Source organism: Neisseria brasiliensis, from assembly GCF_009671065.1.
Lineage (GTDB): Bacteria > Pseudomonadota > Gammaproteobacteria > Burkholderiales > Neisseriaceae > Neisseria > Neisseria brasiliensis.
This window is the reverse complement of the sequence record NZ_CP046027.1, coordinates 884,521-897,485: the sequence shown is the minus strand read 5'-3', so window position 1 is coordinate 897,485 and position 12,965 is coordinate 884,521. Positions and strand designations below refer to the sequence as shown.

Annotated in this window: 7 protein-coding genes, 2 tRNA genes and 3 rRNA genes; 10 read left to right on the top strand and 2 right to left on the bottom strand. The window is 47.9% G+C overall.

All coding sequences use genetic code 11. The features are described 5' to 3' along the window. The first annotated feature begins 88 nt into the window (after positions 1 to 88). The gene (locus GJV52_RS04530; RefSeq protein WP_154212862.1) at positions 89 to 1,090 is read left to right on the top strand and encodes a S49 family peptidase; all 1,002 of its coding nucleotides are present in this window, start codon (positions 89 to 91) and stop codon (positions 1,088 to 1,090) included. Positions 1,091 to 1,348: 258 nt separating this feature from the next. Here GJV52_RS04530 and GJV52_RS04525 read toward each other — a convergent pair whose 3' ends face one another. Beyond that, entirely contained in the window at positions 1,349 to 2,245 is an 897-nt protein-coding gene (locus GJV52_RS04525) for a LysR family transcriptional regulator (RefSeq protein ID WP_100563681.1), read from the bottom strand. 104 nt (positions 2,246 to 2,349) lie between these two features. Between GJV52_RS04525 and GJV52_RS04520 the strand changes: the two genes are divergently transcribed. Next, positions 2,350 to 2,748, top strand: coding sequence for a DoxX family protein (locus GJV52_RS04520; RefSeq protein ID WP_095501715.1), 399 nt, complete (start codon positions 2,350 to 2,352; stop codon positions 2,746 to 2,748). Positions 2,749 to 2,763: 15 nt separating this feature from the next. Next, on the top strand, positions 2,764 to 3,369 hold the full coding sequence (locus GJV52_RS04515; protein WP_095501714.1) for a nitroreductase family protein: 606 nt from the start codon (positions 2,764 to 2,766) through the stop codon (positions 3,367 to 3,369). A 288-nt stretch (positions 3,370 to 3,657) separates the two neighbouring features. Here GJV52_RS04515 and ffh read toward each other — a convergent pair whose 3' ends face one another. Further along, the gene (gene ffh, locus GJV52_RS04510) at positions 3,658 to 5,028 is read right to left on the bottom strand and encodes a signal recognition particle protein (protein WP_100563686.1); all 1,371 of its coding nucleotides are present in this window, start codon (positions 5,026 to 5,028) and stop codon (positions 3,658 to 3,660) included. Positions 5,029 to 5,146: 118 nt separating this feature from the next. On the opposite strand from ffh, the gene GJV52_RS04505 reads away from it, so the two are divergent. The 7 genes from GJV52_RS04505 (at position 5,147) to GJV52_RS04475 (ending at position 12,953) form a co-directional block, all read left to right on the top strand. Continuing rightward, complete coding sequence (locus tag GJV52_RS04505; protein WP_095501711.1) at positions 5,147 to 5,953, top strand: cytochrome C assembly family protein; 807 nt, start codon at positions 5,147 to 5,149, stop codon at positions 5,951 to 5,953. Positions 5,954 to 6,646: 693 nt separating this feature from the next. Further along, positions 6,647 to 8,187 (top strand): 16S ribosomal RNA (locus GJV52_RS04500). Positions 8,188 to 8,314: 127 nt separating this feature from the next. Next, a tRNA-Ile gene (locus tag GJV52_RS04495) sits at positions 8,315 to 8,391 on the top strand. Positions 8,392 to 8,402: 11 nt separating this feature from the next. Beyond that, a tRNA-Ala gene (locus GJV52_RS04490) sits at positions 8,403 to 8,478 on the top strand. A gap of 424 nt (positions 8,479 to 8,902) precedes the next feature. Then, positions 8,903 to 11,794, top strand: a 23S ribosomal RNA gene (locus GJV52_RS04485). A 120-nt stretch (positions 11,795 to 11,914) separates the two neighbouring features. Beyond that, positions 11,915 to 12,028 (top strand): 5S ribosomal RNA (gene rrf / locus GJV52_RS04480). The 16S, 23S and 5S rRNA genes sit together here with 2 tRNA genes alongside, the layout of an rRNA operon. Positions 12,029 to 12,380: 352 nt before the next feature. Continuing rightward, positions 12,381 to 12,953: a TMEM165/GDT1 family protein gene (locus GJV52_RS04475; RefSeq protein WP_100564367.1), complete on the top strand. Its 573-nt coding sequence runs from the start codon at positions 12,381 to 12,383 to the stop codon at positions 12,951 to 12,953. Positions 12,954 to 12,965: the final 12 nt, after the last annotated feature.

Sequence of the window (12,965 nt, the reverse complement as noted above, 5' to 3'; positions counted from 1 at the left end):
CTGAATCAGTATGCCGTCTGAAAATCACATGTTTCAGACGGCTATTTGTTATACAATCACAGCTTGCGTTTAATCACAGAGAATCATCATGCAATACCGAATCCGCCGCCAAGGCGACCAAGTTCAAGAACATCCGGATCAGATGCCGTCTGAAAGCTGGGAGCGCCACACCTTGCGCGAAGTGTTGCTCGAAGCCTATAAAGACCGCCGCCGCGCACGCTTTTGGAAAAACTTTTGGCGTGTGATCGGTTTGCTGGTGTTTGTGTCATTTATTTTCAGCATGAGCCAAAGTGGTAAGAAAAGCAGCCCGATGGCGATGGGCACCGCCAAAGCCCACACCGCTGTGATTAATTTAAGCGGCACCATCGGCGGTGGTTACGACGACCAAGTGCAGATGCTGCGTGAGAGCATGGAAGCGGCGTATAAAAACGGCAACGCCAAAGCGATTGTGATTCGCGCCAACAGTCCGGGCGGTTCGCCGGTGGTGTCGAACATTGCCTTCAACGAAATCCGCCGTCTGAAAGCCTTGCATAAAGATGTGCCGGTGTATGTGGTGGCGGAAGATACCTGCGCTTCAGGCTGCTATTACATTGCCGCAGCCGCCGATAAAATTTATGCCGATCCGTCCAGCGTTGTGGGCAGTATTGGTGTGATTAGTGGAGGTTTTGATGCTTCGGAAATGATGGACAAACTCGGTGTCAAACGCCGTCTGAAAACATCAGGAAGCAACAAAGGCATGGGCGATCCGTTTACCCCTGAATCACCCGAGCAGGCCAGAATTTGGCAGCAAATGCTGGATCAAATCCACGGCGAATTTATTAAAGCTGTGCGCGAAGGGCGTGGCAATCGTTTGAAAGAAAAAGAAAATCCCGATATTTTTAGCGGCCGCGTCTATACCGGCCTGGAAGCGAAAAATGTCGGTTTGATTGATGATTTCGGCAGCATTTACAGCGTGGCGCGCGATGTGGTGAAAGCACCTGAGTTGGTGAATTACACGCCGGAAGACGATTTAACCAAATTGCTGAGCCGCCGTTTTGGTGCGGAAGTGAAAGCAAAAGTAGAAGAAACGTTGGCGGATATGCTACGTTGAGTGAGATTAATTGAAAAGGCCGTCTGAAAATCTATGCTGATTTTCAGACGGCCTGAAACTTTTGCAAAACTCCATTTAAACCAAGAAAACTATGCTCGTCATTCCCGCGTAGGCGGGAATCCAGACCTATAGACTTCAGGAATATTTAACTATTTCAGTAGTTTGATTTTCTGGATTCCCGCCTGCACGGGAATGACGGTTTAAAGGTTTCTGAAAATTGACGAGTTTTGTAAAAGTCTCGGCCTTTTTATGTGTGCATCAACCGTTCGTCTGCTGAATCTTCTCGTTAATAAAATCAATAAAGCTGCGCACCTTCGCGCTCAAAAACGCGCGGTCAACATAAGCGGCGTTGAGTTGCTCGTTTACCATGGTGTATTCGGGCAACAGGCGCACGAGCGTGCCATCTTCTAAATCTTTTTGCACCACCATCAGCGGCTGATAGCCGATGCCGCCACCGGTTTTCACCAGCTCGCGCACCATCAGCGTATTGTCGGTGAGCATCACCGGCTTCAGGCTGAGCATGGATTTTTCGCCGCTGGTGGTGTGGGTGATTTCGACAGTGCGCTGGTTGGTATAGGACGGCAGAATCGCTTGGTGCTGCATCACTTCTTCCAGCGTGGCCGGTTTTCCGTGTCGGCGGATGTATTCGGGTGAAGCGACCAAAACAAACTGAATTACCGCCAAAGGTTTCACAATCAGCGAAGGGCTGGGTGTTTTCGACACGCGCAAGGCCAAGTCGAAACCTTCGGCAATCAAATCGACGTGACGGTTGTCGAGCACCAAATCCAGCGTGACTTCGGGATAGCGTTCGCGGTATTCCACCAGCCAGCCGCTCAATAAGCTGTTGGCAAACCAAAGCGGCATGGTCACGCGCAGCATGCCTTGCGGTTTGTCGGTGCCGCCGGCGGCTTTTTGTGCGGCGGTGTCGAGGGTATCGAGCGCGTAGCTGCATTGGCGGTAGTATTCTTCGCCTGCTTCGGTTAAGTGCAGGTTGCGGCTGTTGCGGTGCAGCAGCTTGGCTTGTATGGTGTTTTCCAAATGGCTGACGTGTTTGCTGGCCATTGCGGTGGAAATATTGAGCTGCTCGGCGGCACGGGTGAAGCTGCCGTTTTGCACCACATGGCGGAAGACTTTTAAGCTGAATAAGGTATCCATGTTTTCTTATCTGGAAATAGTGTGTCAATGAAAAGAGTATATATTAACCAAAAAGAATTATCTATACTGCGTTCATTGATGCTTAACCAAGAAGAAAAAACAAAATGAATTTCTTAACTCACTTCCAACCTATGCTCTTGTCGATTCTGCGCATTGCTGCTGCGTATATGTTTATGCTGCACGGCTCGGCCAAGCTGTTTGCCCTGCCGCATATTGAAATGTTTGACGGTTTGCAGATTTTCTCTATTTACGGCTTGGCCGGTATTTTAGAATTTGTTGGCGGGATTTTACTGTTGCTGGGCTTGTTTACCCGTCCGGTAGCGTTTATCCTGTCTGGACAGATGGCGGTGGCCTATTTTATGGCACACACCGAACCCAACGCTTTATTGCCTTTGTTGAATGGTGGCGAAGCAGCTGCTTTGTTCAGCTTTATTTTCATCTACATTGCCGCAGCGGGCGGCGGCGCGTGGGCGTTGGACAACCAATTTAAAAAATCTCATTGATATAAAGGAATGAAAATGGCTTATCAAGATGTACAGCAAGCAGCAGAAACCCGTCGTTCGATTTACGCATTAAACAAAAACCTGCCAATCAGCAATGATGAAGTGAATCAAATCATCGAACATGCCGTGTTGCACACGCCGTCTTCGTTTAATTCGCAATCGACCCGCGTTGTGGTGGTGTTTGGTGCGGAACATGAAAAAGTATGGGGCTTTGTCGAAGATGCGTTGCGTCAAATTGTTCCGGCTGAAAAATTTGCACCAACCGAGCAAAAATTAAACGGCTTTAAAGCCGGTGCCGCGACGGTTTTGTTCTTTGAAGACCAAACCGTGGTAAAAGGCTTGCAAGCGCAATTCCCGTCTTATGCGGAAAACTTCCCGATTTGGGCGGAACACAGCAACGCCATGCATCAATATGCGATTTGGACGACTTTGGCTGCAGCCGGTGTCGGTGCCAACCTGCAACACTACAACCCGCTGCCGGATGAGGCGATTGCCAAGGAATACGACTTACCGGAAAGCTGGACTTTACGCGCGCAAATGGTTATCGGCGGCATTGAAGCACCAGCCGGTGATAAAGAATTTGCCCCGTTGGCAGAGCGTTTGAAAGTATTTGGTGCATAAGTATTTTAAGCACTAAAGTGTGAATAAAACATGCCGTCTGAAAGGTTTCAGACGGCATGTTTTTAATATAAAAGGCCGTCTGAAAAAATGATTCAGACGGCCTAAGACCTTTGTAAAACCCCAAATTTGAGTACAGCTCGGAGTTGTAGCAGCACAGAAAGCGCAGACATATCATAAAGATAGTCAAGCTTTCGAGCAGCGCACAACGAAGAAATGTGCCAAAGATGGGGATTTTGCAAAGGTCTCGGCCTTTATCTTTTATCTTTATATGCATTCAAGCAAACAACATTACGTGCCCGGGAACATCCCTTTCATGCCCTTCATGCCTTTAGCCATTTTCATCAGCTTCGACATGCCGTTGCCGCTAAACATTTTCATCATTTGCTGAGATTGCTCGAATTGCTTCAGCATTTTGTTCACTTCCTGCACATTGGTGCCGGCACCGGCTGCGATGCGGCGTTTGCGGCTGGCTTTGATTAAAGCAGGGTTGGCACGCTCTTTCGGAGTCATCGAGTTGATAATGGCCTCAACTTTGCCCATGGCTTTTTCGGCAGTGCCTTCAGGGATTTGTTTGGAAATCTGGCCAAGTTCGCCCGGCATTTTCGACATCAGGCTTTCTAAGCCACCCATGTTGCGCATTTGCTGGATTTGTTCTTTAAAATCATTCAGGTCGAAGCCTTTGCCTTTTTGGATTTTCTTCGCCATTTTGGCGGCAGCTTCTTCATCGATGCCGCGCTGAACGTCTTCAATCAGGCTTAATACATCGCCCATGCCCAAAATGCGGCTGGCGATGCGGTCTGGGTGGAACGGTTCCAAGCCGGTAACTTTCTCGCCGATACCGATAAATTTAATCGGTTTGCCGGTGACATGGCGCACAGACAAGGCCGCGCCACCACGCGCGTCACCATCCATTTTGGTCAGGATAACACCGGTAAGTGGCAAGGCTTCGTTAAAGGCTTGGGCAGTGTTTACCGCATCTTGACCCAGCATGGAGTCGATGACGAACAGCGTTTCCACGGGATTAACGGCCGCATGAAGCACTTTGATTTCGTTCATCATCTCTTCATCGATGGCCAAACGACCGGCAGTATCGACCATCAATACATCATAGAAATGCTTCTTGGCATAATCCACCGCGGCACGAGCGATATCAACCGGTTTTTGACTGATGTCGGAAGGGAAGAAATCCACACCGACTTGTTCGGCCAATAAACGCAATTGTTCAATCGCAGCAGGGCGGTACACGTCGGCAGACACCACCAGAATTTTTTTCTTTTGCTCGGTTTTCAGCAAGCGCGCCAATTTGCCGACAGTTGTGGTTTTACCCGCACCTTGCAAACCGGCCATCAATACCACAGCAGGCGGTGCAACGGATAAATCCAGCGATGTGTTTTCTTTGCCCATCAATTCAATCAGGGCATCGTTCACCACGCCGATAAAGGCTTGGTTGGGTGTCAGGCTGCCGGCGACTTCTTGGCCGAGTGCTTTTTCTTTGACATTGTTGATGAATTCTTTGACGACCGGTAAGGCTACGTCGGCTTCCAGCAAAGCCAGGCGGACTTCACGCAAAGCTTCTTTAATATTGTCTTCAGTTAATTTTGCATGGCTGCGGATGTTTTTCAAAACGCTGCTGAAGCGGTTGGTTAAGTTGTCTAACATGCTTATCCTTGATAATGAGAATAGCTGCCCACAAGAGAGCATTATTTGATAAAATAAAATCGGTTTTATTTTACACTATCGTACGCGGTTATGAATATGCGTACAGAGAAAGTTTGTTATGCCGATAATTTTGATTTGCCTGATGCTGGTGTACGCCGGATTGTCGGGCTTTGTGTGGATGCGCCATAAAAAACACCGCGATCAGGCGTATCCCATCCATGCCGAATTAATGGTATTGGGCGTGGCGTTGCTGGTACATGGCGCGGCTTTATTGCTGCCGGTCGTCAGAGATCAAGTGTTGATTACGGGATTCGGTTATTCCATCAGCCTGATTGTGTGGCTGATGCTGATGATGTATTGCTTAGGCAGCTTCTTTTATTGTTTGCGCGGATTGCAATTACTTTTATATCCGTGTGCGGCGCTGTCTTTATTATTAGGCATGATTTTCCCAGGCAAATTCATCGGTTATGAAATCAGCGATATCCCCTTTATGCTGCATGTGGGCACATCATTATTGGCATACGGCTTATTCGGAATTGTCACGCTGTTTGCCGTATTGATTTTGCTGTTAAACCGAAGTCTGCATAAGCGCAAAATGTCATCATTGGTCACATTTCTACCGCCACTATTGAGCTTAGAAAAATTGATGTTCCGCGGTATGTTGGTTGGCTTTGTGTTATTGACTTATTCTGTGGTCAGCGGAACATTCTTCGCCGAAAGCGTATTTGGCAAGCCGGTCACCTTTACTCATAAAACTGTATTCGGCATTTTATCGTGGTTGATTTACGGCGGCTTATTGCTGAAACACAGCATGATGGCATGGCGCGGTAAAAAAGCAGCGATTTGGACAATTATCGGTTTCAGCAGTTTGGTGTTGGCTTATGTCGGCAGTAAGTTTGTTTTGGAAATCATCTTGCCGCAATAAGCAAAATGGAAAAGAGCTGCTATATAAAGCAGCTCTTTTATTGGGATATTGCGTTGGTATTACCAGTCTCTTCTATTTTTATAACCTTTGCTATCTTGGCTTTTTCTAAGTCGGTTGAAAATGAATTCATCACGACCATGGCTTAAATGTAATAGATAGTTAACAAATGCGCAAGTATTATTTTGAATGATTTGCTACCACTAAAGTATTAAATAGAAATGCATTTTAGTTGTAGATTATGCAGAACAAAGGCCGTCTGAAAGTTTTCTTTCAGACGGCCTTTTGAATATAACGTTGATAAGTTTGGGTAGTTGGAGTAGTTTTTTTGCAAATTAGTTGAAATTAAATTTGATTGTAAAACAGCGATTTGTTGGACTTTGTAGAAATTTGTTGTTTGTTGGAGTTGACGGTTTTGGGGGAGAGGGGTATAGTTCGGTTCTTCGCTGCTGACGCAGTGGCGAAACGAGCTGATAATTATAGCACGGTTGATTTGATTTTTCGATAAATTTTGAAAAAAGAGTTGACAAGCAGTTTGAGTGATGTATAATTCGGTTCTTGCTCTTTAACAAACAGATTACCGATAAGTGTGAGTGCGACAAGCCTCACACTGCGACAAAAACAGACAAGATGTAGATTTATCTATACTTTGTCAGTTTCTTTGAAGCAGACCAGAAGTTAAATAAGTTAGAGATTAAACATAAGAGTTTGATCCTGGCTCAGATTGAACGCTGGCGGCATGCTTTACACATGCAAGTCGGACGGCAGCACAGAGAAGCTTGCTTCTTGGGTGGCGAGTGGCGAACGGGTGAGTAATATATCGGAACGTACCGAGTAGTGGGGGATAACTAATCGAAAGATTAGCTAATACCGCATATTCTCTGAGGAGGAAAGCTGGGGACCTTCGGGCCTAGCGCTATTTGAGCGGCCGATATCTGATTAGCTAGTTGGTGGGGTAAAGGCCTACCAAGGCGACGATCAGTAGCGGGTCTGAGAGGATGATCCGCCACACTGGGACTGAGACACGGCCCAGACTCCTACGGGAGGCAGCAGTGGGGAATTTTGGACAATGGGCGCAAGCCTGATCCAGCCATGCCGCGTGTATGAAGAAGGCCTTCGGGTTGTAAAGTACTTTTGTCAGGGAAGAAAAGCATAGTGCTAATATCACTGTGTGATGACGGTACCTGAAGAATAAGCACCGGCTAACTACGTGCCAGCAGCCGCGGTAATACGTAGGGTGCGAGCGTTAATCGGAATTACTGGGCGTAAAGCGAGCGCAGACGGTTAGTTAAGCAAGATGTGAAATCCCCGGGCTCAACCTGGGAACTGCGTTTTGAACTGGCTAGCTAGAGTGTGTCAGAGGGGGGTAGAATTCCACGTGTAGCAGTGAAATGCGTAGAGATGTGGAGGAATACCGATGGCGAAGGCAGCCCCCTGGGATAACACTGACGTTCATGCTCGAAAGCGTGGGTAGCAAACAGGATTAGATACCCTGGTAGTCCACGCCCTAAACGATGTCAATTAGCTGTTGGGCAACTTGATTGCTTAGTAGCGTAGCTAACGCGTGAAATTGACCGCCTGGGGAGTACGGTCGCAAGATTAAAACTCAAAGGAATTGACGGGGACCCGCACAAGCGGTGGATGATGTGGATTAATTCGATGCAACGCGAAGAACCTTACCTGGTCTTGACATGTACGGAATCCTCCAGAGACGGAGGAGTGCCTTCGGGAACCGTAACACAGGTGCTGCATGGCTGTCGTCAGCTCGTGTCGTGAGATGTTGGGTTAAGTCCCGCAACGAGCGCAACCCTTGTCATTAGTTGCCATCATTCAGTTGGGCACTCTAATGAGACTGCCGGTGACAAGCCGGAGGAAGGTGGGGATGACGTCAAGTCCTCATGGCCCTTATGACCAGGGCTTCACACGTCATACAATGGTCGGTACAGAGGGTAGCCAAGCCGCGAGGTGGAGCCAATCTCACAAAACCGATCGTAGTCCGGATTGCACTCTGCAACTCGAGTGCATGAAGTCGGAATCGCTAGTAATCGCAGGTCAGCATACTGCGGTGAATACGTTCCCGGGTCTTGTACACACCGCCCGTCACACCATGGGAGTGGGGGATACCAGAAGTAGATAGGGTAACCGTAAGGAGCCCGTTTACCACGGTATGCTTCATGACTGGGGTGAAGTCGTAACAAGGTAGCCGTAGGGGAACCTGCGGCTGGATCACCTCCTTTCTAGAGAAAAGAAGAGGCTTCTCGCATTCACACTTATCGGTAAACTGTAGAAGATGCAAAAGATATTGAGAGATTGAAAAAGAACGGTTTAAAAGCTGAACTTAAACGATTTCAAAATAACGACCTTGGGTTTGTAGCTCAGCTGGTTAGAGCACACGCTTGATAAGCGTGGGGTCGGAGGTTCAAGTCCTCCCAGACCCACCACAACTCATACTGGGGGCATAGCTCAGTTGGTAGAGCACCTGCTTTGCAAGCAGGGGGTCATCGGTTCGATCCCGTTTGCCTCCACCACACACTTCCCAAATCAAAGTCAGTTGGCAGAAGTTAAATAAAAAAGCGCTTAGCGCTGATTTTTTGTTTAACGACTGAAAAAGCTTGACTGCAAAAAGAAGGCTGATATAATGGCCAGCTCATTTTGATTTGCGAAGTCAATAGCAATATTGAAAAGCATCGATCTTTAACAAATTGGAAAGCCGAAATCAACAAACAAAGACAATGTTGATTTACTTTGACAATTAGCTATTTGCAAATGGCTGATTGTTGTGAAGAAGTAAATCACAGTATTTGGGTGATGATTGTATCGACTTAACCCTGAAACACAAAAGGCAGGGTTAAGACACAACAAAGCAGTAAGCTTTATCAAAGTAAAAACATCTAGTTCCACTACTTGTCAACGGTAGTGCGGATTAAGTCAAAGAGGTTCTTGAAATGATAGAGTCAAGTGAATAAGTGCATCAGGTGGATGCCTTGGCGATGATAGGCGACGAAGGACGTGTAAGCCTGCGAAAAGCGTGGGGGAGCTGGCAATAAAGCTTTGATCCCGCGATGTCCGAATGGGGAAACCCACTGCATACTGTGCAGTATCCTAAGCTGAATACATAGGCTTAGAGAAGCGAACCCGGAGAACTGAACCATCTAAGTACCCGGAGGAAAAGAAATCAACCGAGATTCCGCAAGTAGTGGCGAGCGAACGCGGAGGAGCCTGTACGTGATAATTGTTGAGATAGAAGAACAAGCTGGGAAGCTTGACCATAGTGGGTGATAGTCCCGTATTCGAAATCTGATCAATGGTACTAAGCGTACGACAAGTAGGGCGGGACACGTGAAATCCTGTCTGAATATGGGGGGACCATCCTCCAAGGCTAAATACTCATCATCGACCGATAGTGAACCAGTACCGTGAGGGAAAGGCGAAAAGAACCCCGGGAGGGGAGTGAAATAGAACCTGAAACCTGATGCATACAAACAGTGGGAGCGGACATGTTCCGTGACTGCGTACCTTTTGTATAATGGGTCAACGACTTACGTTCAGTAGCGAGCTTAACCGAATAGGGGAGGCGTAGGGAAACCGAGTCTTAATAGGGCGAATAGTTGCTGGGCGTAGACCCGAAACCGAGTGATCTATCCATGGCCAGGATGAAGGTGCGGTAACACGCACTGGAGGTCCGAACCCACGCATGTTGCAAAATGCGGGGATGAGCTGTGGATAGGGGTGAAAGGCTAAACAAACTCGGAGATAGCTGGTTCTCCCCGAAAACTATTTAGGTAGTGCCTCGAGTATGAGACTGATGGGGGTAAAGCACTGTTATGGCTAGGGGGTTATTGCAACTTACCAACCCATGGCAAACTAAGAATACCATCAAGTTGCTCCTCGGGAGACAGACAGCGGGTGCTAACGTCCGTTGTCAAGAGGGAAACAACCCAGACCGCCAGCTAAGGTCCCAAATGATAGATTAAGTGGTAAACGAAGTGGGAAGGCCCAGACAGCCAGGATGTTGGCTTAGAAGCAGCCATCATTTAAAGAAAGCGTAATAGCTCACTGGTCGAGTCGTCCTGCGCGGAAGATGTAACGGGGCTCAAATCTATAACCGAAGCTGCGGATACGTGTTTACACGTATGGTAGGGGAGCGTTCTGTAGGCCGAAGAAGGTGCATTGAGAAGTGTGCTGGAGGTATCAGAAGTGCGAATGTTGACATGAGTAGCGATAAAGCGGGTGAAAAGCCCGCTCGCCGAAAGCCCAAGGTTTCCTACGCAACGTTCATCGGCGTAGGGTGAGTCGGCCCCTAAGGCGAGGCAGAAATGCGTAGTCGATGGGAAACAGGTTAATATTCCTGTACTTTGATTCAATGCGATGTGGGGACGGAGAAGGTTAGGTTAGCAAACTGTTGGAATAGTTTGTTTAAGCCGGTAGGTGGAAGACTTAGGCAAATCCGGGTCTTCTTAACACCGAGAAGTGATGACGAGGCACCAAGGTGCTGAAGTAACCGATACCACGCTTCCAGGAAAAGCCACTAAGCTTCAGTTGAATCAGAACCGTACCGCAAACCGACACAGGTGGGCAGGATGAGAATTCTAAGGCGCTTGAGAGAACTCAGGAGAAGGAACTCGGCAAATTGATACCGTAACTTCGGGAGAAGGTATGCCCTTCGATGTGAAAGACTTGCTCTGTAAGCATTGGAGGGTCGCAGAGAATAGGTGGCTGCGACTGTTTATTAAAAACACAGCACTCTGCTAACACGAAAGTGGACGTATAGGGTGTGACGCCTGCCCGGTGCTGGAAGGTTAATTGAAGATGTGCAAGCATCGGATCGAAGCCCCAGTAAACGGCGGCCGTAACTATAACGGTCCTAAGGTAGCGAAATTCCTTGTCGGGTAAGTTCCGACCCGCACGAATGGCGTAACGATGGCCACACTGTCTCCTCCTGAGACTCAGCGAAGTTGAAGTGGTTGTGAAGATGCAATCTACCCGCTGCTAGACGGAAAGACCCCGTGAACCTTTACTGTAGCTTTGCATTGGACTTTGAAGTCACTTGTGTAGGATAGGTGGGAGGCTTAGAAGCAGAGACGCTAGTTTCTGTGGAGCCGTCCTTGAAATACCACCCTGGTGACTTTGAGGTTCTAACCCAGACCCGTAATCCGGGTCGGGGACCGTGCATGGTAGGCAGTTTGACTGGGGCGGTCTCCTCCCAAAGAGTAACGGAGGAGTTCGAAGGTTACCTAGGTCCGGTCGGAAATCGGACTGATAGTGCAATGGCAAAAGGTAGCTTAACTGCGAGACCGACAAGTCGAGCAGGTGCGAAAGCAGGACATAGTGATCCGGTGGTTCTGTATGGAAGGGCCATCGCTCAACGGATAAAAGGTACTCCGGGGATAACAGGCTGATTCCGCCCAAGAGTTCATATCGACGGCGGAGTTTGGCACCTCGATGTCGGCTCATCACATCCTGGGGCTGTAGTCGGTCCCAAGGGTATGGCTGTTCGCCATTTAAAGTGGTACGTGAGCTGGGTTTAAAACGTCGTGAGACAGTTTGGTCCCTATCTGCAGTGGGCGTTGGAAGTTTGACGGGGGCTGCTCCTAGTACGAGAGGACCGGAGTGGACGAACCTCTGGTGTACCGGTTGTCACGCCAGTGGCATAGCCGGGTAGCTAAGTTCGGAAGAGATAAGCGCTGAAAGCATCTAAGCGCGAAACTCGCCTGAAGATGAGACTTCCCTGAGGATTTAATCCTCCTAAAGAGTCGTTCGAGACCAGGACGTTGATAGGTCGGGTGTGGAAGCGCAGTAATGTGTGAAGCTAACCGATACTAATTGCTCGTGAGGCTTGACTCTATCATTTGAAGAACTTCAAAGATAAGAGCTTACTGATGATTCAGTCATCACCAACAGTTGATTAAAGAATAAATAAGTGCAGGAGACTGCATAACGGCTTACCGATTTGTACAGTTTAAGTTTGGCGGCCATAGCGAGTTGGTCCCACGCCTTCCCATCCCGAACAGGACCGTGAAACGACTCAGCGCCGATGATAGTGTGGTTCTTCCATGTGAAAGTAGGTCACTGCCAAACACCCATTCCGAAGCCTCTGATGAATGTCAGGGGCTTCTTTACGTTTGATACAACAGCGTGTGATACAACTGTAGTTGAATAAAAGCATTGTATTGTGTTCCTTTGATTGGATATTCCATTTCTTAAATCCTAAAAGAGGTTGTGTAGATAAGGCACAAGCATTATAATTTTGCTTCTCTTTACGGGAGTAGCCATCCGGATGATTCGGTTTCCGGAGCGGTTGTCAACATAATTGCTTCGGCATGGTAACCGCATCTTCGCTCAAACGAATGACAGGCAAGACGTAAAGCATGGTAATTCCAGTGGGCAATTGCTGTGCTTTTATGTTGCCCACGAAACGGTTGAGTATCTTATGGAAGCTTTTTTCTCTTCAACATTGAGTGTGATGATTGCCGAAATTGGCGATAAAACCCAACTACTCGCATTATTTTTAGCAACTCGATTTTCACAAAAGAACGCCATTGTTTTCGGTATTTTTGTGGCCACGCTGCTGAACCATGCGCTTTCTGCTGTCATTGGTGTGTGGCTGGCGCAATATATTTCGCCTGAACTGATGAAATGGATCGTCGGCTTGAGTTTTATTGCGGTAGGGCTGTGGTTGCTGTTGCCGGATAAAGATGAGAATCCGGATAGCCGATGGCTGAAATATGGTGCTTTTGGCGCAACGGTAGTGCTGTTTTTTATGGCAGAAATTGGTGATAAAACGCAAATTGCCACAGTATTGTTAGCAGCCAAATATCAAGAGATGTTTTGGGTGATATGTGGTAGCGTGTTGGGCTTGATGTTGGCAAATGTGCCGGTGGTTTATTTAGGGCAGATGCTAATGAAGAAGATTCCGGCTAAAGCGGTTCGCATTTCTGCGTGTATTTTATTTTGTGTGTTGGGTGCCATTACGCTAATGGGTCAAGGTATTGCATTGAATTAAGGCCGTCTGAAC

What these genes read in the sequence shown, in the direction of transcription:
- GJV52_RS04530 (WP_154212862.1), top strand. Translation starts at nt 89, where the DNA reads ATGCAATACCGAATCCGCCGCCAAGGCGACCAAGTTCAAGAACATCCG.
- GJV52_RS04525 (WP_100563681.1), bottom strand. Translation starts at nt 2,245, where the DNA reads ATGGATACCTTATTCAGCTTAAAAGTCTTCCGCCATGTGGTGCAAAAC.
- GJV52_RS04520 (WP_095501715.1), top strand. Translation starts at nt 2,350, where the DNA reads ATGAATTTCTTAACTCACTTCCAACCTATGCTCTTGTCGATTCTGCGC.
- GJV52_RS04515 (WP_095501714.1), top strand. Translation starts at nt 2,764, where the DNA reads ATGGCTTATCAAGATGTACAGCAAGCAGCAGAAACCCGTCGTTCGATT.
- ffh (WP_100563686.1), bottom strand. Translation starts at nt 5,028, where the DNA reads ATGTTAGACAACTTAACCAACCGCTTCAGCAGCGTTTTGAAAAACATC.
- GJV52_RS04505 (WP_095501711.1), top strand. Translation starts at nt 5,147, where the DNA reads ATGCCGATAATTTTGATTTGCCTGATGCTGGTGTACGCCGGATTGTCG.
- GJV52_RS04475 (WP_100564367.1), top strand. Translation starts at nt 12,381, where the DNA reads ATGGAAGCTTTTTTCTCTTCAACATTGAGTGTGATGATTGCCGAAATT.